16 protein-coding genes are annotated in these 19,066 nt (G+C 65.0%); all 16 read right to left on the reverse strand.

Annotated elements, in window-relative coordinates; translation table 11 throughout:
* Nucleotides 1-40: 40 nt before the first annotated feature.
* The 16 genes from ACVOLR_RS06600 to flhB all read right to left on the reverse strand — a co-directional run bounded on the left by ACVOLR_RS06600 (nt 41) and on the right by flhB (nt 18,892).
* Nucleotides 41-2,293, reverse strand: coding sequence for a methyl-accepting chemotaxis protein (locus ACVOLR_RS06600; protein ID WP_481535736.1), 2,253 nt, complete (start codon nt 2,291-2,293; stop codon nt 41-43).
* A 296-nt stretch (nt 2,294-2,589) separates the two neighbouring features.
* A complete protein-coding gene (locus tag ACVOLR_RS06605; RefSeq protein ID WP_481535737.1) occupies nt 2,590-4,551 on the reverse strand; it encodes a chemotaxis protein CheA in 1,962 nt (653 codons plus the stop codon).
* A gap of 36 nt (nt 4,552-4,587) precedes the next feature.
* On the reverse strand, nt 4,588-4,953 hold the full coding sequence (locus ACVOLR_RS06610; RefSeq protein ID WP_038688521.1) for a response regulator: 366 nt from the start codon (nt 4,951-4,953) through the stop codon (nt 4,588-4,590).
* Nucleotides 4,950-5,258 carry an STAS domain-containing protein gene (locus tag ACVOLR_RS06615; RefSeq protein WP_481535738.1) on the reverse strand — a complete coding sequence of 103 codons (309 nt, stop codon included), beginning with the start codon at nt 5,256-5,258 and terminating at the stop codon, nt 4,950-4,952. The genes ACVOLR_RS06610 and ACVOLR_RS06615 overlap by 4 nt, the downstream gene beginning before the upstream one ends.
* Before the next feature lie 266 nt (nt 5,259-5,524).
* Entirely contained in the window at nt 5,525-6,505 is a 981-nt protein-coding gene (locus tag ACVOLR_RS06620; RefSeq protein WP_481535739.1) for a chemotaxis protein CheW, read from the reverse strand.
* Nucleotides 6,502-7,284, reverse strand: a complete 783-nt coding sequence (locus ACVOLR_RS06625) for a ParA family protein (RefSeq protein ID WP_481535740.1) — start codon at nt 7,282-7,284, stop codon at nt 6,502-6,504. Before ACVOLR_RS06625 ends, ACVOLR_RS06620 begins: the two co-directional genes overlap by 4 nt.
* Nucleotides 7,284-8,231, reverse strand: coding sequence for a flagellar motor protein MotD (gene motD, locus ACVOLR_RS06630; RefSeq protein ID WP_481535741.1), 948 nt, complete (start codon nt 8,229-8,231; stop codon nt 7,284-7,286). Before motD ends, ACVOLR_RS06625 begins: the two co-directional genes overlap by 1 nt.
* Before the next feature lie 3 nt (nt 8,232-8,234).
* Complete coding sequence (locus ACVOLR_RS06635) at nt 8,235-8,975, reverse strand: flagellar motor protein (RefSeq protein ID WP_481535742.1); 741 nt, start codon at nt 8,973-8,975, stop codon at nt 8,235-8,237.
* 223 nt (nt 8,976-9,198) lie between these two features.
* Nucleotides 9,199-11,058 (reverse strand): chemotaxis protein CheA, encoded by a 1,860-nt coding sequence (locus tag ACVOLR_RS06640; protein ID WP_481535743.1) that lies wholly within the window; start codon nt 11,056-11,058, stop codon nt 9,199-9,201.
* A gap of 3 nt (nt 11,059-11,061) precedes the next feature.
* Nucleotides 11,062-11,682, reverse strand: a complete 621-nt coding sequence (locus tag ACVOLR_RS06645) for a protein phosphatase CheZ (protein WP_481535744.1) — start codon at nt 11,680-11,682, stop codon at nt 11,062-11,064.
* Nucleotides 11,682-12,074: a chemotaxis response regulator CheY gene (gene cheY, locus ACVOLR_RS06650; RefSeq protein WP_282271267.1), complete on the reverse strand. Its 393-nt coding sequence runs from the start codon at nt 12,072-12,074 to the stop codon at nt 11,682-11,684. The genes ACVOLR_RS06645 and cheY overlap by 1 nt, the downstream gene beginning before the upstream one ends.
* A 13-nt stretch (nt 12,075-12,087) precedes the next feature.
* Nucleotides 12,088-12,837 (reverse strand): RNA polymerase sigma factor FliA, encoded by a 750-nt coding sequence (locus ACVOLR_RS06655; RefSeq protein WP_481514650.1) that lies wholly within the window; start codon nt 12,835-12,837, stop codon nt 12,088-12,090.
* Nucleotides 12,834-13,718: a MinD/ParA family ATP-binding protein gene (locus tag ACVOLR_RS06660; protein WP_481535745.1), complete on the reverse strand. Its 885-nt coding sequence runs from the start codon at nt 13,716-13,718 to the stop codon at nt 12,834-12,836. The genes ACVOLR_RS06655 and ACVOLR_RS06660 overlap by 4 nt, the downstream gene beginning before the upstream one ends.
* Nucleotides 13,705-15,504 carry an AAA family ATPase gene (locus ACVOLR_RS06665; protein ID WP_481535746.1) on the reverse strand — a complete coding sequence of 600 codons (1,800 nt, stop codon included), beginning with the start codon at nt 15,502-15,504 and terminating at the stop codon, nt 13,705-13,707. Before ACVOLR_RS06665 ends, ACVOLR_RS06660 begins: the two co-directional genes overlap by 14 nt.
* Before the next feature lie 152 nt (nt 15,505-15,656).
* Nucleotides 15,657-17,765 carry a flagellar biosynthesis protein FlhA gene (flhA, locus tag ACVOLR_RS06670; RefSeq protein ID WP_481535747.1) on the reverse strand — a complete coding sequence of 703 codons (2,109 nt, stop codon included), beginning with the start codon at nt 17,763-17,765 and terminating at the stop codon, nt 15,657-15,659.
* Nucleotides 17,762-18,892, reverse strand: a complete 1,131-nt coding sequence (flhB, locus tag ACVOLR_RS06675) for a flagellar biosynthesis protein FlhB (protein WP_481535748.1) — start codon at nt 18,890-18,892, stop codon at nt 17,762-17,764. The genes flhA and flhB overlap by 4 nt, the downstream gene beginning before the upstream one ends.
* Nucleotides 18,893-19,066: the final 174 nt, after the last annotated feature.

A 19,066-nucleotide genomic window follows, 5' to 3' on the forward strand; every position in this document is an offset into this window, starting at 1 on the left:
CCCTATTCAGGGGCGTCGTTTGCTCGTGGACAGCTGACGATCAGAATTCCTGCCAATCACCGTCGTTGTCGATCCGTACTGCGGCGTTGCCGCGCTGCACCGGGGTGACTGCACGCAGGCGACGCGCAGGGGCGGGGGCTGCGGGAGCGAACGCAGCCTTGGCCTGCTGCGGCTGCGCAATAACTGCCTGCACGGCGTCGGTGCGGAACACCGCAACCGCCTCGCTGAGCTGATTGGCCTGATCTTCCATGGAGCGTGCGGCGGCGGTGGCTTCTTCCACCAACGCGGCGTTCTGCTGGGTGGTTTCGTCCATCTGCATGACGGTCTGGTTGACCTGGTCGATGCCGGCGCTCTGTTCCTGCGAGGCCGCCGAGATCTCAGCCATGATGTCGGTCACCCGCTGCACCGAGGTGACGATTTCATCCATCGTGGCGCCGGCCTGCTGCACCAGTGCCGAGCCTTCGCCGACCTTGCCGACCGAGTCGTCGATCAGGCCCTTGATTTCCTTGGCGGCAGCGGCCGAGCGCTGGGCGAGGGTGCGGACTTCCGAGGCGACCACCGCGAAGCCTCGACCCTGCTCACCGGCACGCGCAGCTTCCACTGCTGCGTTGAGCGCGAGAATATTGGTCTGGAAGGCGATGCCGTCGATGACGCTGATGATGTCGCCAATCTTCTTCGACGAGGCTTCAATCGCGCTCATCGTGGTGACCACCTGGCCAACGACGTTGCCGCCCTGGCTGGCCACGCCATGTGCACCGATGGCGAGCTGGTTGGCCTGACGGGCGTGCTCGGCGTTCTGGCGCACGGTGGAGGTCAGTTCCTCCATCGAAGCAGCGGTTTCTTCCAGGTTGGCGGCCTGCTGCTCGGTACGACGCGACAGGTCGCTGTTGCCGGTGGCGATTTCGGTGGCAGCCAGGTTGATGCTGGAGGCAGCGTGCTGGATGCGGCCGATGATGTCGGTCAGCTGGCTCACGGTGGCGTTGGCGTCGTCACGCATATCAGCGAACACGCCGTGGAAGTCACCCTGCATCTTCGCGGTCAGGTCGCCACGGGCGATCGCCTGCAGCAGCTGCGAGAGCTCGGACAGGTTGCCGTCGGTGGTTTCCATCAGCTGGTTGAGGCTGCTGACCATGTCGCGGAAATCGTGCTGGTAGGCATTGGCGTCGCCGCGCACCGAGAAGTCGCCCTGGGCGGCAGCGCCGGCCAGGCGTTTGATTTCGCTGTTGATCGCCGACAGGCTGGCCTTGACCGCATCGACGGTCTCGGTGATCACGGCCTTCTCGCCGGGCAGGCGTTCGATGTCGACGGACAGGTCGCCGTTTGCATAGCGCTTGATGATTTCCAGAGCCGACAACAGCATCTTGATGTGCGAGGCGACCAGCGTGTTGCTTTCCTTGACCATCACGCCGTAGTCGCCGGGGAAGGTGGTCTCGTCCATGCGGTAGCTGATCATGCCGGTTTCATGCTGGCGGGCCATCTCACGCTGTGCGCCGATCACCGATTGCAGCTGTGCCTGCATGCGCTGCATGGACTGCAGCAGCATGCCAACTTCGTCGCGGCGCGAGGCGTCGATACGGCGGTCCAGCTTGCCGGCGGCGACGTCGTCGGCCACGCGCACTGCATCAGCCAGCGGCAGCATGATTGCGCGGATGATCGCCCATCCCAGTGCGGCGGCCAGTAGCAAGGCGAGACCGAGGCCGATCACGATGGCGATCAGCGAGCGCTGGTGTGCGTTGCGTGATTCTGCAGTCTGCTTGGTCAGCTGCTCCTGGTTGTACTGCGTCATCTGCTTGAGCTGGTCGAACAGGGCGCGCCGCAGCTTGCGTGAGTCGCCGCTGGAGATGGCATTGGCGGTTACGAAGTCATCGGCAGTGATCGCTGCAGCGATGCGGTCGTGCGCTTCGAAGTAGCCTGCACGCAGCTCCTTCATCTTCTCGTACAGAGCCAGTTCGCTGGCGCTGTAGTCGGCTTCGATATCGTCATAGGCCTTTTCCGCGGCTTCGATCAGCTTGCGGGTGTCGGCCAGGCGCTTGTCATAGTCGGCCAATTGCTCGGGGTTGCCCTGGTAGTTGAGCTGGGCCTGCTCGAAGGTGCGGTATTCGCCGAGCTGGGCGCGCATTTCACCGAGCTGCTGGACTGCAGGCATCCAGTTGTCGTTGACTTGCTGTATCTGGATGTCGGCCACGTTCATCCGCCACAGCGCGAACAGCGCAAGCAGCAGGGTTAGCAGGCTGGTGCTGCAGAACGCAAGCACCAACTTTCGCGTGATCGACAGATTCTGGAACCACTTCATTGCAGACATCTCCGTAGGCGGGCATAGGGGGCGATCCACAGGTCCGGCGTTCCTGGGGAATGTCGTGCGGGCTGCTGGCCGCGACGGCGACCCAGGTTGGTTGACAAACCTGATTGCATTGCGATGCGGTATCGGCACCTCTGCGGTGTTCTTGAAGGCGTTCTATGGCTGTGATTCAGCCATCCGCAGTGCGAGGCAGTTCAGTGGCCAGCGCGGCTTCCTGCATGACAGCGTGCACAGCAAAACGCCGCACCCCACTGCTGGGTGTGCGGCGTCAGATGCGTGTTGCGGTGTGGTCAGGCAGCTTGTTGGGTACGCAGTGAGCGCACCAGTCCACCAATATCGACGATCAACGCAACCCGGCCATCGCCGAGGATGGTGGCGCCGGAGACGCCGCTGATACGGCGGTAGTTGTTTTCAATGTTCTTGACGACAACCTGCTGCTGGCCGATCAACTCATCCACTTCCAGCGCTATCTTCTGGCCATCGCCTTCGACCACGACCACCAGCGGGTCGGCCTGTGGATTGTCGGGATAGCCGTAGTACTGGCCCAGCGACAGGATTGGCAGGTATTCGCCGCGAACCCGCAACACACGGCCTTCGCCGGCCATGCTGCGGATGTCGTCTGGCTGCGGCTGCAGTGCTTCGAGCACGTAGGCCAGCGGCAGAATCAGGGTTTCGCCGGCAACCGAGACGGTCATTCCATCGAGGATGGCCAGTGTCAGTGGCAGCCGGATCAGCACGCGGGTGCCGGCACCGGTGCGGCTTTCCAGCTGCACTTCGCCGCCCAGTGCCTGGATGTTGCGACGGACCACGTCCATGCCGACACCGCGCCCGGAGAGGTCAGTGACAGCGTCGGCGGTGGAGAAACCGGGCTGGAAGATCAGGTCCCATACCTGCGCGTCGGTGGGGTTGTCTGGCACGCTCAAACCGCGTTCCAGTGCCTTGGCCAGGATCTTTTCGCGGTTCAGGCCGCGGCCGTCGTCGCTGACTTCAATGACGATATGGCCACCCTGGTGCGATGCGGCCAGGGTGATCGTGCCGGTCTCGTCTTTGCCGGCTTCGCGACGCACGTCCGGCATTTCCAGACCATGGTCGATGGAGTTACGGACCAGGTGCACGAGGGGATCTGCAATCTTTTCGATCAGGCCCTTGTCCAGCTCGGTACCTTCGCCGATGGTGCGTAGGCGGACCTGCTTGCCCAGGCGGCCGGAAAGGTCGCGGACCAGACGCGGGAAGCGGCGGAACACGGCGTCGACTGGCAGCATGCGCACGCCGATGACAGCTTCCTGCAGGTCGCGGGTATTGCGTTCGAGCAGGTCCAGACCAGCCAGCAGCTGCTCGGCGTGGGCAGGATCCAACCCGCCGGACACCTGCTTGAGCATGGCCTGGGTGATGACCAGTTCGCCGACCAGGTTGATCAGCGCATCGACCTTGTCGACGCTGACCCGGATCGAGCTTTCAGCTTCGTGCTGCTGGCCACTGGCGGGTGCCTTGGCGGCGGCCTCGGCGATGTTGGCAACGGCAGCGACGGGTGCTTCCACTGCAAGGCTGGGCGGTGCGGCCGGACGGATATCCAGCTCGCAGTCATCGACCACCCAGGCAAAGGTGTCTTCGATACGGCTGCGCGGCACCTTGCCGACCAAGCCCAGATCCCAGGCCAGATAGGCTTCCAGCGGATCGAGCTGATCGAAGCTGGGCAGGCGCGCCATGCGCGGTTCGACATGCAGGGAACCCAGGGTTTCCAGTTCGCGGATGATGCGCAGCGGATCGTTGCCGCTCATGAACAGCGACGGCGCTGGAGCAAACCCGATCTGCCAGGCGTCCGGGGTTTCTTCCTGTTTCACGGTAGCAACGGCGACCGGTGCATCACCGGCCAGCACGGCCTGCAGACGATCGGTTATCGCCTTCACCGCAGCCGGGTCGGCAGGCTGACCATGCTCGACTTCACGCAGCAAGGCGCGCAGTACGTCGACCGAGCCCAGCATCGCGTCGACTGCGTTGCTCTCGAGTGCGCGCTTGCCGGCACGCAGCTCATCGAGCAGGGTTTCCAGCACGTGGGTGAGTGCAGCGATGGCATCAAAACCAAAGGTGCCGGCGCCGCCCTTGATCGAGTGCGCGGCACGGAACACCGAGTTGATGACTTCGGGGTCGTGTTGGCCGTCTTCCAGTGCCAACAGGCCGGCCTCCATTGCATCCAGCCCTTCGCGGCTTTCTTCGAAGAAGGTGGCGTGGAAACGTTGCAGGTCCATGCTCATTGGCGCGGTATCCGATCGGTGGGGCAGGTGGGCTGATCAGCCCAGGACTTTCTGTACGGTGGCAACCAGCTGTTCTGGATTGAACGGCTTGACCAGCCAACCGGTGGCACCGGCGGCCTTGCCTTCGGATTTCTTGTCAGCGGCCGACTCGGTGGTCAGCATCAGCATCGGCGTGAACTTGTAGTCCGGCAGCTGACGCAGTTCGCGGATCAGCGAGATGCCATCCATGTTCGGCATATTGACGTCGGTGACCACGGCGTTGAAGCGCTGGCCCTTGGCCCGGCCCAGAGCGACCGCGCCATCCTCGGCTTCTTCAACCGAAAAGCCAGCCGAGGTGAGGGCAAAAGAGACCATCTGGCGCATTGACGCCGAGTCGTCCACCACCAAGATTCGTGCGCTCATGCAGCGTTCTCCACAGATTTCGTTGTGTCAGGGGTTGCTTCCAGACCAAGGGTCCGGAGGACACCGAGCAGGCGCGCGGCGTCACGGAAGGTATCGGTAGCGTTGTCAAAGACGGTGCCGTTGCCTGCTTGCTGGCGGGCCAGCACAAAGGCGCACAACACCTGCATTGCAGCGGTGTGCACGCGGCCCACCTGGCTGGCATCCACGCGCAACTCGCCCGTTTGCGGCAGGTGGGTTGCCAGGTGTTGTTTCAACTCGCTGGTGGACTCGATGCCGAGATCCTGCGCCAGGGCCACAGTGCTCATCGTTGCTCCGAACAAACGTTACTGGGAGAGATAGCGGCGATATGCCAGTGATCTTTAGCGCCGCGATGCGCTGCAGCAGATAGTGTTAACGGGCGCACGGTTTTTGGCTGTGCCCCCTCCCTTGCGCATAGCGCAGGGGAGGGTTGGGAGGGGGAGCTTTTGATCGGGTAGAGCCGAGCCATGCTCGGCTGGAGCCTTACCGGGAAAGCCTCTGCCGAGCATGGCTCGGCACTACCGCTGCCTTCAGCGCGAAAGGGAGGAGGAAATCAGCGCAGCAGGCGGCCGGCGTCCAACAGGATCATCGGTTGCTGGCCGATGCGGGCGATGCCACGGAACAGTTCGTTGGAAATCTGGCAGATGCGCGCGGTGTCCGGCGGCTCGATCTGTGAGTCGTTGAGGTTGGCGACGTCTTCGACCGCCGATACACGCAGTCCCAGTGTCTCGCCGTTCTCTTCCAATACGACGATGCGGGTCTGCGAGTCTTCCGGCGCGCTTTGCACGTCCAGATGGCGGCACAGGTCCATCACCGGGACCACCTGGCCACGCAGATTCATGATGCCGAGCATGGCCGGGCCGGTGCCGCGCAGGGCCAGCAACGGCACTGGCAACACCACTTCCTGCACCTTCAACAGCTCCAGTGCATAGGTTTGTTGGCCACAGCGCAGGCGCAGCCAGCGCGAGCTGCGCTCGGCGGCGCGGCGTTGCTGGGGGCTGCTGGCGGGACGCTGCGCCTGCGCTTGCAGTTCCTGCCAGGTGCTGGGGCGTGCGTCCGACGCAGGCTCAGGCAGGGTACGTACATTCGACGTGCTGCGCGGTGGTGCGACCGGGCTCGCGGGTAAACCAGCGGCAGTTTCAAACGCCGCCTGCAGATTGGCGCTGTCGCTATGGGCGAGCTTGCGACTTTCGGCCGGGCCGGTTTCGTAGATCACTTCGTCCGGCAGGTCATCCCAGGTAGGTGGGCGGCCGGCATTGGCGGCGCTGGTTGCCGCCATCGCGTCGTCGAACGCGGCCTGCAAGGCTGCGGTATCGCCGGGCGCAATGGCTGCCGGAGCGGGTGCAGGCACGGTGGCCGGCTTGGCTTGCGCTTCGGCCAGCGCGGCTTCGAACACTGCTTCCAGCTCAGCGCTGTCGCCTGGCACTTCGAAGGCTGGCGGTTTGGCAGGCGCTGCAGGTGCTGCGGCCACCGCGACGGGTACCGCTTCCAGCAGCAGCTCGCCCAGGTAGTCGTCGAGTACGTCGTTGCTCATGCGGCGCGCTCCAGCTGTGCGGCCTCGCTGAGCAGCAGCCATTCCAGTGCGTGACGGTAAGCCGCCATGCCGCGCCCCGGATAGTCGTCGCCAAGCACCGGTACGGTCAGAGCGGCAGGATTGCAGATGCGGGTGTCGACCGGAATCGCGTCTTCCCAGACGCGCTCACCGTGACGTTCCTGCATCAGCTTCAAGGTCTCGTTGCCGGCGCGGGTGCGGCGGTCGAACAGCGTCGGCAGCACCGAGATCGGCAGAGCGCGTTTGCGTGAGCGCTCGACCATTTCGCCGGTGCGTACCATGCCGTCCAGGCCGTGAAGGGCCAGCGGTTCGGCCTGGGTCGGAATGATCAGGCGATCGGCCGCAGCCAGCGCGTTGATCATCAGCAGGCCCAGCGTCGGCGCGCAGTCGAGCAGGATGTAGTCGTGCTGTTCGCCATGACGTGCCAAGGCCTGCTGCAGGGCCAGGCCCAGGCCGGGCTGGTTGGCACTGCGGCGCTCCAGGGTTGCCAGCGAGGCTTGTGCACACAGGTAGTCCAGCCCAGGAATGTCGCTGTGGCGGGCCAGTGCAGCGATTTCATGGGGCGGGGCGGCGAACAGCTCCTGCACGCCCTGAGGTACCGGCTCAATTGGTACGCCAAAGGCGCGGGTCAGCGAGGAATGGGGGTCCAGGTCGATCAGCAGTACCTTGTGCCCGCGTGCGGCAAGGCCGCGACCCAGCGACAAAGTGGTGGTGGTTTTGCCGACGCCGCCTTTTTGGTTGGCTATGGCCCAGATACGCATCATTGGACTCCTTCGATGACCGCCGGTACCGCGCTGCGGACGCTGCTTGCGGCAGAGCTGCCGCCGCTGCCGTCATCGCCGCTGGTACTGGCCGTGGTGTTGCTGGCAGCAGGCAGATCGGCCGCCGCTGCCGAATCGGCGAGGATGATCACCATCACCCGCCGGTTGCGGTTGCGCCCTTCGGGCGCATCGTTGCTTTCGCGTGGGCGGAACTGGCCATAGCCAACCATCGCCAGCCGTTGCGGTTGTACGCCGTGGTCGGCGAACAGGTGCACAACGCTCGCCGCACGCGCGGCCGACAATTCCCAGTTGGATGGGAACTGCGCGGTGGCGATCGGCAGGTTGTCGGTGTGGCCTTCCACGCGCACGCCATTGGGCGCGTCCAGCAATACATCGGCCAGCGTGCCCAGGGTTTCGCGGGCACCGACATCGAGCGCGGCCGAGCCGGTGACGAACAGGATGTCGCTGTTGATCTCGACCTCGATCCACAGCTCGGTGCGACGCACGGTGATGACGCCCTGCTTGACCAGCGGGGCGAGGGTTTTACTCAGGCGATCAGCGATCTGGTTGAGCTGGCGTTCGGCGCGCTGCAGCTGTTCCTGGTTGTGCGCTGACACCGGCATGCGCATATGCGATGCCATCGACGGCAGTTGGGTGGGGTCGGCCAGCGCCCCTCCGGTCATGCTCGGCGCACTGATCACCGAAGGCGAATCATAGCCACCGCCCTGTAGCTGCTTGTTGCCTACCTGTACCTGGCTGATGGTGCGCGGGGCACCGCCAAAGGCGGTGGTCAAGGCATCAGCCATGACCCGGTATTTGCCTTCGTTCAATGACGAGATCGCGTACATCACCACGAAGAACGCGAGCAGCAGCGTCATCAGGTCGGCATAGGGAATGGCCCATGCTTCGTGGTTGGCGTGCTCTTCGTGGTGCTTGCGACGGGCCATGGTTCAGTTCACGAAGCCGGCCAGGCTGTTTTCGATATTGCGCGGGTTCTCGCCCTGGGCAATGGCGATCAGGCCTTCGATGACCATTTCACGCTCGCGGCAGCTGTTGGCAATCACGCCCTTGAGCTTGGCCGATACCGGCAGGAACAGCAGGTTGGCCGAGGCGATGCCGTAGATGGTGGCAGTGAAGGCAGCGGCGATGCCATGGCCGAGCTTGCTCGGGTCGGCAAGGTTCTTCATCACCGCGATCAGGCCGAGCACGGCTCCGATGATGCCCAAGGTGGGAGCGTAGATGCCCATGCCCTCGAACACCTTGGTGGCGGCCAGGTCCTGCTGTTCCTGGCTGCCGAGTTCGATTTCCATCATGTGGCGGATGGTGTCCGGCTCGACGCCATCGACCACCAGCTGCAGGCCTTTGCGGATGAACGGGTCATCCTGCAGCTCCACCTGCGGCTCCAGGCCGAGCAGGCCCTGGCGACGAGCGATATTGCTCCAGTCGACGATCTGCTGGACCAGTGCGCGGCGATCGCTGGCTGGCGGGCGGATCACCCAGCGCACGATCTTGAAGGCATGTTTGAACACTGCCGGCGAGGTGTGCAGCAGGATTGCCGCCAAGGTGCCGACAATGACGATCACGAAGGCAGCAGGTGACCACAGCGAGGACAGGCCAGCGCCTTTGAGGATGCTGCCACCCACCAGAGAGGCGAGGGCGAGGAAAAGTCCAATGATGCTGAGTCGGTCCATGGTGCGTATATCGGCCTCGTTGTAGCGGTCTTGAATCAATGAGCGGTGCTGCTGTTTGCTTTAGCCCCTCTCCCGCGCGCGGGAGAGGGGTTGGGGTGAGGGCGCTTTTGCTTTAAAAGCTAAAAGCGCCCCTCACCCGCCCTGACTTCGCAGGGCACCCTCTCCCGCAGGCGGGAGAGGGGATGCTTGATCGCAGGATCTAATGCGGGGTCTGCTGCATCGCTTACCCCTGCACCCCACGCAATCCATCCACATCCAGAATCAAGGCCATCCGTCCATCACCAATCAAGGTAGCGCCGGCATAGCCGTTGAGGCCGCGCAGCGCACGCGGTAGCGGCTTGATCACCACTTCCTCGCGGCCGCGCACCTGATCAACCACCAGGCCGAAACGGGCTTCGCCCATCTGCAGCACAACAATGGTCAACAGCGTGGACGGTGCCGGGGTAACACCCAACCATTGACGCAGGTCCAGCAGGGCCAGCGTGTGACTCTTGCGATCCAGCACGGCACGGCCGTCAAACCAGCCCAGCGAGGTGGCCGGTGCATGCAGCACTTCCATTACCCGTGCCAAGGGCAGGGCGTAGACGTCTTCGCCAGCCTGTACCAGAAGGGTTGGCAGGATCGCCAGGGTCAGTGGCACGCGGATCAGGAAGCGGCTGCCACGGCCCAGCTCGGATTGGATCTGGATCTGGCCGCTGAGCTCGCGGATGCGTGACTGCACCACGTCCATGCCGACGCCACGGCCGGAGATGTCGGTGACTTCCTGTTTGGTCGAAAAACCGGGCAGGAAGACAAGATGCAGACACTCTTCGCTGGTCAGGCGGGCGGCGGCTTCCGGGTCGAGCAAGCCCTTGTCGCGGGCCTTGGCGCGCAGTCGCTCCGGGTCGATGCCGGCGCCGTCGTCCTGGACTTCGATGCTGACGTAGTCGCCTTCCTGCTGAGCGGACAGGCGTACCCGGCCCATTCGCGGCTTGCCTTGGGCTTCGCGCAGATCTGGCGATTCGACGCCATGGTCGATGGCGTTGCGGACCAGATGCACCAAGGGGTCGGCCAGCGCTTCGACCAGGTTGCGGTCCAGCTCGGTATCGGCGCCGATCAACTCCAGATCGACTTCCTTCTGCAGTGAACGGGCAACATCGCGGGCAACTTTCGGGAAGCGCGAGAACACCTTGCCAACCGGTTGCATGCGGGTACGCATCACCGCTGATTGCAGGCGTGCGGTGGCGATGTCCAGGGTGGAGACTGCGCGGTCAAGTTCTTCGTCCTTGAGGCGCATGCGCAGGGTCTTGAGCCGGTTGCGTGCCAGTACCAGTTCGCCGATCAGGTTGACGATGGCGTCCAGGCGTTTGGTGTCCACGCGCACGGTGTGCTCGGGCTCAGCAGCCTTTGCGACAGCCGGTTTGGCTGCGCCTGCTACGGGGCGTGCGGGTGCGAGGGGTGCCGCGGGCGGCTTGGGCTTGGGCGCAGCAGGAATCGGCTGCACAGCGACAGCTCCGGGTGCGGCACCGCCATGCAGCTTGTCGAGCAGGGCTTCGAATTCGTCTTCGTCGATCAGGTCATCGCCGGCCTTTGCGGCTGCAATGGGTTGGGCACCGGGGGTGCCGCTGCCATGCAGCTGGTTGAGCAGGGCTTCGAACTCGTCTTCGCTGATCAGGTCGCTGTCGCCGGCTGCGGCAACGGGTTTGGCCGCTACGACAACCGGTGCAGCACTCACATCGAACTGGGCGATCAGCGCAGCAGGTGCATGCTCCGGCTCAGTGCCGGACGACACCGCATCGAGCATGGCCTGCAGCCAGTCCAGCGATTGCTGGGCGGCGTCGAAATGATGCGCCAGCAGCTCGGCTTTGCCGGCGCGGGCCATGCCGAGCGTTTCCTCGGCGGCGTGGCACAGCTCCACCATTGGGTGGATCGCCAGAAAACCGGCGCCGCCTTTGAGGGTGTGAAAACCACGAAATACGGCGTTGAGCTGCTCGCTGTCGTGCGGTGCCTGTTCCAGCGTCACCAGCTGTTCGCCGAGGCGATCCAGGATCTCCTGCGCTTCGAGGATGAAGTCGGCGGCGATGTCGTCGGCAAAAGCACTCATGACTTACAGCCCCAGGTCCGAGAGCAGGTCGTCTGCGTCCACCTGCGACACGGCGTGGCGGTCCAGGCCATTGACGGCCGGGCCAGCCAAGCCCTGGTTGCGTGTGTCTTCTTCCGGCGGCGGCAGGCCAAGCGCGCCGAAACCTTCATGCACGCGACGGACGATGCCAACCACGCGGCGGATGATCTGCCCGGTCAGGTCCTGGTAGCTCTGGGTCAGCGCTACTTCGGTGAGGTTGTGGCGGATGCGTTCGAGGATTTCGCCCTGTTCGGCATTCAGCCCGTCCGCACGCAGGCGCTCGGTCAGTGCACGGCATTCCTCGGCCAGATCCAGCGTCCGATGGGTGGCCTGCTCGGTCATCTGCACCACATGGTCCAGACGCGCACAGGCGTCATCCAGCTCGCCGGCTTCGCTGGACACGCTGGGCAGTTCGCCCAGTGCCTGGCCCAGTTCGCGTGCCAGCCGGCCCAGCCCGGACATCATCGGCTGCGCGCGCAGGGCGGCCAGCGCGTCGATTTCCCGGCGCCAGCCGGCTTCGTCGCCGCTTTCCAATGCTGCCAGTGCGTCCTGCAGGCGTTGCACCAGGGCTGTTTTGTCGCTCAATGCTTCGCCGAGCTGGTTCATCAGGCGCTCGCTGCCAGGCGTTCGAAGATCTTGCCGAGCTTCTCTTCCAGCGTCTGCGCGGTGAACGGCTTGATGATGTAGCCGTTCACACCGCTCTGTGCGGCCTCGATGATCTGCTCGCGCTTGGCTTCGGCGGTGACCATCAATACAGGCAAGGTCTTGAGCTTGGCATCATTGCGGATCGCCTTGAGCAGCTCGATGCCGGTCATCACCGGCATGTTCCAGTCGGTGACGACGAAATCGAACGACTGCGTCTGCAGCATCGACAGCGCGGCATGCCCGTCCTCGGCTTCGGCGGTATTGGTGAAGCCCAGATCGCCGAGCAGGTTCTTGACGATGCGGCGCATCGTCGAGAAGTCGTCAACGATCAGGATGCGCATGTTTTTGTTCAAAAGACTTTCCTCTTCATGGTTCTTCGAGCCCGGCGTCGGCCGCCTCGAAAATCTTCAGTCGGCCGCGCAGACGCAGCGTGGCCTGGCCGTGGATCTGACAGACGCGGGATTCGCTTACGCCCAATACCGCGCCAATTTCTTTCAGGTTCAATTCCTGCTCGTAGTACAGCGACAACACCAACTGCTCGCGCTCGGGCAGTTGGCCGATGGCCTTGCCCAGCTCGGCGCCGAACTGGCTGCGCTCCAGCACCTGCTGCGGGTTGGGACCGCCGGTGGTCGGGGTGTCCAGCTCGCCCTGGTCTTCGATGCGTGATTCCAGGCTCAGCACCTGACCGCGTGAGGCGTCTTCGACCAGACGCATGTATTCGGGCAGCGGCAGCTCCATCGCTTCGGCTACTTCGCTGGCGCTGGCCGAGCGGCCGGTGCTCTGCTCGAGGCGGCGGATGGTGGCGGCGGCATCGCGGGCGCGGCGGTGCACCGAGCGTGGGACCCAGTCGCCGCGGCGGATTTCGTCGATCATCGAGCCGCGGATGCGGATCGATGCATAGGTTTCGAACGAGGCGCCCTGTTCGGCGTCATAGCTGCGCGAGGCCTCGATCAGGCCCATCATCCCGGCCTGGATCAGATCATCGACCTCGACGCTTGCGGGCAGGCGCGCGGCCAGATGGTGGGCGATGCGGCGGACAAGGTCGGCGTGGCGGGCGATGCAGTCATTAGCCGCACTGCGCTGGACTTCACGGTATTGGGCGGCTGCATTGTTCATGCCTTCACCTTCTGCTGGATGATGCGTTCCAGGAAGAACTCAACGCCGCCGCGCGGGGCGGTTGGGGCTTGCCAGCGCGCGGTGCGACGGGCGATTTCGTTGATGGCCAGCGAGGCTGGCGCGGAAGGATAGAGTTTGACCACCGGCTGCTGGCGCTGCACCGACAGGCGCAGCCAGTCGTCCTGCGGCACGCAGCCCAGGTAGTTCAGCGACACATCGATCAGGAACTTCTCGCAGACCCGCACCAGCTTTTCGTACAGGGCGCGGCCTTCGTTGGGGTCGCGGACCATGTTGGCCACCACCTGGATGCGGTCCACGCCGCGTTCGCGCGACAGGACCTTGATCAGCGCGTAGGCATCGGTGATCGAGGCCGGCTCGTCGCAGACCACCACAACGGTGTCCTGGGCGGCCTGGCAGAAGGTCAGTACGCTGTCGGTGATGCCGGCGGCGGTGTCGATGATCATCACATCGAGCTCGCGTTCGAGCTCGGAGAACACGTTGACCAGGCCGACGTGTTCGGCTGGCTGCAGTTCAGCCATATGCCGACGGCCCGAGGCGGCCGGCACTACCAGTACGCCGTTGGGGCCTTCCATGATCACTTCGTCCAGCGTGGCGCGCCCGGCGACCAGGTCGGCCAGGGTGTGCTTGGGCTGCAGGCCCAGCACCACGTCGATGTTGGCCAGGCCCAGGTCGGCATCCAGCAGCAGGGTACGTTTGCCCATGCCTGCCAGTGCCACAGCCAGGTTGGCCGAGACATTGGTTTTACCTACACCGCCCTTGCCGCCGGTCACCGCGATGGTGCGCACCGGGCCTGCCGGTTCGTGCCGGGTAGCCGACAGGGGGAAGGTGTTGGTCAGCTTGGCGTACTCACGCGACTGCATTGTTCAACTCCGTGTTGCAGGGCATATCGGCCGCGCGGCGCAAATCTTCAAGGCGAAGTACGAGATTTGCGGCGGAGGCCCGATAAAGGTCTTCCGGAACGTCCTGGCCGTCGGTCACCCAGGTGATCGGCAGGCGGTGATCGACCGCCACCGACAGTGCCGAACCGAAGCGGCCGGTCTCGTCCAGCTTGGTCAGCACCACGCCCTGCGGGTTGGCAGCGCTGAAGCGGCGGACCACTTCGTCCATGTCCTGGAAGGCGGTATTGGCCGGCAGCACCAGCAGGGTGCGGATCTGGCCGGCGGCGCGCAGCCACTGCAGCTGGGCGGTCAGGGCGCGGTCGCGCTGGCCGAGGCCGGCGGTGTCGATCAGCACCAGCTTGTAGTCGGCCAGCTTCTGCAGCAATTGGTTGAGGTCGGTGCCGCTATTGGCCTCGTGTACGGCGATGCCGAGCTGGCGGCCGAAGCCGTACAGCTGCTCGCGGGCGCCGATGCGCTGGGTATCGGTGGTGACCAAGGCCACGTCACGGGCGGCATGGGCTTCGGCGAAGCGCGAGGCCAGCTTGGCGATGGTGGTGGTCTTGCCGGCGCCGGTGGGGCCGACAAGGGCGATCACGCCGCCGGTTTCCATCGGATCGACGGGTGCGATCGGCAGCTTCTTGGAAATCAGCCCCAGCATCAGACCGCGGGCGCGGCTGGGGTCGATGTCGGCCGGGATCTGGGTGGCGACGTCGCGGGCCAGGCCAGCGTCGAAGCCGTATTCGTCCATCAGGTCCAGTGCATTGGCGCGCACCGCGCTGCCGCGCAGGCGCTCGTCGGTGAAGCGATTCATCTCGCGCTCGATCAGGTGGCGCATGCCGGCCACTTCCTGGCGCAGCTGGCTGAGCTGTTCGTCATCGCGGGCGATGACCACTGGACTGGTGGACATCACGCTGATCGGTGCGGTGACGACCGCTGCTGCGGCGGCGGTGTCGATGGCGACGACGACCGGGGCTTCAGCCGGCTGCTGTGCCGTGAATGCAGCGACCGGTGCAGCGATCGGCGCGACCTGCTCGATGGCAGGTGCCGCAGCGGCGATGGTGAGCATCGGCGCAGCAGGAATTGCGGGGATGGCCACGGCAACGGCCGGCTGCAGTGGGGCCAGCTCCGGTTCCGGCGGATCGATGACAAAGCGGGCACGCTCAACCGGTGCTGGCGGCGCGATTGTGACGGCGGCAATTGCGTCGGCAAAGCTGGCCTGCTGGGTTACCGCCGGTGCAGCAGCCAGCGGTGCGATGGCTGCGGCACTGCCGACGGGACGGAAAGCCGGCACTACCGGCAGTTCGTCGGCGCTGGCTGGCTGGGTCGCAAAAAAGGTCTGCGAGACCGGGGCGCGCGCGGCGACCGGCTCAACCTCGGCAGACCTGAGCAGGCCGGCGAAGCGGCTGCCCGGGGCCAGCTCGATGCTGTTGTCGATGGAGCGGCCGGTGGCGCCAACCGCCGAGCGCGCCAGTGCGGCGACGGCCGAGGTGGTGGCGGTGACCGGTTCCGGCTCCGGTGCCTTGCGGCGGGTCATCGCGGCCATGATGGCTTCGGCGGCACTGCGCGGCTTGGGCGGGGCCGGTGGGGCTGGACGGCTGGCTTCCAGCGCCTGCTTCACTGCGGTCTCGTCGTAGTGCGCTGCCGCCACAATCTCCACACCTTCCTCGATCCGACGGTTGGACAGGATCACGGCATCGGGGCCGTGTTCCTTGCGCACGAGGTTCATGGCGGTGCGCATGTCAGCGGCGACGAAACGTTTGATCTTCATGCTTTGGTACCGGGAGTGAGGCTGCGGCGAAGGAGTGGCGTTGGCGATGTCGAACATGGCGTGGCGGGCTCCTTCTTGCGGAATGGGTGCGGTGCAGCAGGTGTCTGGTTTCCGTCACCGGCATTGCTGCCGGTGTCGGCTTTCGGGCTGCCTCAGCTGATCGTGCCGACCAGCTTCAGGCGTTTGTCTTCCGGCACTTCGCTGTAGGCCAGGACCGACAGCGAGGGAACGCTGTGGCGGACCAGGCGCGCCAGCGCGGCGCGGACCGGGGCCGGTACCAGCACTACAGCCGGCTCGTTGCGGGCCTCCTGCTTGCCGACGCAATCGGCAAGGCTTTGATGGAGGCGTTCGGCGAGACCAGGTTCCAGCGCGGCGCCATTGCCTTGTGTTGACTCCTGCAAGACGCGTTCCAATTGCGGGTTGAGGGTGAACACCGGCAGCTCCGGCGAGGAGCCGGCGATTTCCTGCACGATGAAGCGGCCCAGCGCATTGCGTACCGCGGCAGTGAGCGTGGCGGCGTCCTGGGTGGTCGGTGCAGCTTCGACCAGCGCTTCGGCGATCTTGCGCAGCTGGCGGACCGGGATGCGTTCGACCAGCAGGTTCTGCAGCACCCGCGCCACGGTGGACAGCGGCAAGGCCTTGGGCGACAGGTCTTCGGCCAGCTTGGGCGCACTCTTGGCCAGAGTTGCCAGCAGCTGCTGCACTTCCTCGTGGCCGAGCAGTTCCGGGGCGTGTTCGCGAATCAGATGCGACAGGTGGGTGGCAACCACGGTGGCTGGGTCGACCACGGTGTAGCCCAGTGATTCGGCATGGGCGCGCTGATGCGGCTGAATCCAGGTGGCGTCCAGGCCGAACGCCGGGTCCTTGCCGGCAATGCCTTCCAGCTTGCCCATGGCGCTGCCGGGGTCCAAGGCCAGTTCGCGGTCCGGATGGATGTCGGCGGTGCTGACCGGCACCCCGTGGATCAGCAGACGGTAATGGGTTGCCGGCAGTTCCAGGTTGTCGCGGATGTGTACCGGCGGAATCAGGAAGCCCAGATCCTGGGTGAGCTTGCGGCGCACGCCCTTGATGCGCGTCATCAATTCGCCGCCCTGGGCCTTGTCGACCAGCGGGATCAGCCGGTAGCCCACTTCCAGCCCCAGCGGATCGACCGGGCGCAGTTCGTCCCAGGTCAGTTCGGCGGTGGGAGCCGGCTGCGGCTGGCCAAGCGCATTCAAGCCACCTTCGTTGGCGCTGGTGTCGTTGGTCGCGGTCTTGGTGGCAGCACTGGTCTCTCGCTTCCACAACTTCCAGGCGATGAAGCCGAGGATCGCGGCCAGACTGAGGAAGGCCAGATTCGGCATACCCGGTACCAGACCGACCAGGCCGATGATGCCGGCGGTAATGGCCAGCGCGCGGTACTGGCCAAACACCTGGCCCATCATCGCTTCGCTCATGTCCTGCGAGCGCGAGGCGCGGGTGACCAGCATGGCCACGGCGCTGGAGACCAGCAGGGCCGGCAGCTGTGCCACCAGACCGTCACCGATCGACAGCAGCGTGTAAGTGGCAGCGGCGTCGCCGAAGGCCATGTCATGCTGCAGCACGCCCACGGCCAGGCCGCCAAGCATGTTGATGAAGAGAATCAGGATGCCGGCGATGGCGTCGCCGCGGATGAACTTGCTGGCACCGTCCATTGCACCGTAGAAGTCGGCTTCCTCGCGGACTTCCTCGCGGCGCAGCTTGGCTTCCTCGCGCGTCAGCAAACCGGCGTTGAGGTCGGCGTCGATCGCCATCTGCTTGCCGGGCATGGCGTCAAGGATGAAGCGCGCGGTCACTTCCGACACACGCCCGGCACCCTTGGTGATGACCACGAAGTTGATGATGGTCAGGATCGCGAACACCACGATGCCGACCGCGTAGTTGCCACCGATGACGAACTCGCCAAACGCGGCGATCACCTTGCCGGCGGCTTCATGGCCGTCCTGGCCGTTGAGCAGGATGACGCGGGTGGAGGCCACGTTCAGTGCCAACCGCAGCATGGTGGTGACCAGCAGCACGATCGGGAAGATGGTGAAGTCCAGCGGCCGCTTGACGTACACCACGGCCAGCAGCACCAGCATCGAGATGGCGATGTTGAGGGTGAACAGGGCATCCAGCACCGGCGCGGCCAAAGGCACGACCACCATTGCCAGCAAGGCCAGCACGATCAGTGGCGCGCCCAGCCCATGGCGCAGCATGTCCAGTACGCGGCGGGCGGACAGGCCCGAGCTCTGGCTGCTCATCGGGTTGCTCCCTTGCCGAATTCATCAATTTCGATGGGGGCCATCTGCGGCATCGGACCGGTGCGCCATTGGCGCAGCTGGTAGACGTAGGACAGAACCAGGGCAACAGCCGAATACAGTCTCACGGGGATTTCCTTGCCGAGTTGGCTTTCCCGATACAAGGCCCGTGCCAAAGGCGGCGACGAGACGATGGCGACCTTGTTGCCGTCCGCCACCTGGCGGATGCGCAGGGCCAGCTCATCGACGCCGCGGGCGACCACGGTTGGGGCGTTCATGCGTCCGCTTTCGTACTTCAGGGCGACCGCGTAGTGGGTGGGGTTGACCAGCACCACGTCGGCGGTTGGCACCGCCTCCATCATCCGGCGCTGCGACAGCTGCATCTGCATCTGCCGGATGCGGCCCTTGACCTCAGGACTGCCCTCGCTTTCCTTCATCTCGCGGCGCAGCTCCTCGCGGGTCATCTTCAGCTTCCGCAGCCAGTTCCACTTCTGGTAGGGCGCGTCGATGGCGGCGAGCAGGGCCATGGCCCCGGCCGTGGCCAGCAGCAATTTCAGGGTGAAAGCCAGTCCGCGGCCGATGGCGGCTTCCAATGGCAGATGCAGCAGGCCGCGCAGGGCATCGGCGCCGTGCCAGATGCACAGGCCGGCGGCGGTGCCGACGAAGGCAACGCGCAGCATTGATTTGACCAGTTCGGCCAAGGCCTCGGGACCGATCAGGCGTTTGATGCCGGTCAGCGGGTTCATCCGCTTCAGATCCGGGGTCATTGCCTTGTTGGAGAAGCCCAGTCCGCCCATCATCACCGGCGCGATCATGCCGGCGGCCAGGCAAATCAGCAGCAAGGGGCTGAAGGCCAGCATCAGCTTGAGCAGCATCCAGCCGGCGTGGCCGAACAAGGCGTTCGGGGTATCCAGCAGGCCGACTTCAGGTGACAGCGCGGCCTTCATCCATTGACGGGCAGAGCTGCCCATGGAGCCGCCCATGGCGTACAACGCCAGCACCGCGGCGACGAACACCGCAGCGGTCGCCAGCTCGCGTGAGCGCGGGATATTGCCCTGCTCGCGGGCTTCGCGCAGGCGTTTTTCGGTGGGGAGTTCGGTTTTTTCCCCGGCCTGTTCGTTCTCGGACATTGCTCGGCATGGAAGAAGGGTTCTTCCAGAGCCGTGCAAAAATCATTCCAGAACGGGTTTTGGTAGTGGCGCCCCCAACACGGCCGGGGGGGTAAACGGGAGACAAACGATTTTGGGGGGGGGAGGGGGGGCGGGGGGGGGGGGATGAGGGCGGACGGCACAGCCCACGAGCGG

The sequence above is a fragment of the Stenotrophomonas sp. STEN030 genome, from assembly GCF_056759995.1.

Coding starts and splice junctions, on each gene's coding strand:
- ACVOLR_RS06600 (WP_481535736.1), bottom strand. CDS start 2,293: ATGAAGTGGTTCCAGAATCTGTCGATCACGCGAAAGTTGGTGCTTGCG.
- ACVOLR_RS06605 (WP_481535737.1), bottom strand. CDS start 4,551: ATGAGCATGGACCTGCAACGTTTCCACGCCACCTTCTTCGAAGAAAGC.
- ACVOLR_RS06610 (WP_038688521.1), bottom strand. CDS start 4,953: ATGAGCGCACGAATCTTGGTGGTGGACGACTCGGCGTCAATGCGCCAG.
- ACVOLR_RS06615 (WP_481535738.1), bottom strand. CDS start 5,258: ATGAGCACTGTGGCCCTGGCGCAGGATCTCGGCATCGAGTCCACCAGC.
- ACVOLR_RS06620 (WP_481535739.1), bottom strand. CDS start 6,505: ATGAGCAACGACGTACTCGACGACTACCTGGGCGAGCTGCTGCTGGAA.
- ACVOLR_RS06625 (WP_481535740.1), bottom strand. CDS start 7,284: ATGCGTATCTGGGCCATAGCCAACCAAAAAGGCGGCGTCGGCAAAACC.
- motD (WP_481535741.1), bottom strand. CDS start 8,231: ATGGCCCGTCGCAAGCACCACGAAGAGCACGCCAACCACGAAGCATGG.
- ACVOLR_RS06635 (WP_481535742.1), bottom strand. CDS start 8,975: ATGGACCGACTCAGCATCATTGGACTTTTCCTCGCCCTCGCCTCTCTG.
- ACVOLR_RS06640 (WP_481535743.1), bottom strand. CDS start 11,058: ATGAGTGCTTTTGCCGACGACATCGCCGCCGACTTCATCCTCGAAGCG.
- ACVOLR_RS06645 (WP_481535744.1), bottom strand. CDS start 11,682: ATGAACCAGCTCGGCGAAGCATTGAGCGACAAAACAGCCCTGGTGCAA.
- ACVOLR_RS06655 (WP_481514650.1), bottom strand. CDS start 12,837: ATGAACAATGCAGCCGCCCAATACCGTGAAGTCCAGCGCAGTGCGGCT.
- ACVOLR_RS06660 (WP_481535745.1), bottom strand. CDS start 13,718: ATGCAGTCGCGTGAGTACGCCAAGCTGACCAACACCTTCCCCCTGTCG.
- ACVOLR_RS06665 (WP_481535746.1), bottom strand. CDS start 15,504: ATGAAGATCAAACGTTTCGTCGCCGCTGACATGCGCACCGCCATGAAC.
- flhA (WP_481535747.1), bottom strand. CDS start 17,765: ATGAGCAGCCAGAGCTCGGGCCTGTCCGCCCGCCGCGTACTGGACATG.
- flhB (WP_481535748.1), bottom strand. CDS start 18,892: ATGTCCGAGAACGAACAGGCCGGGGAAAAAACCGAACTCCCCACCGAA.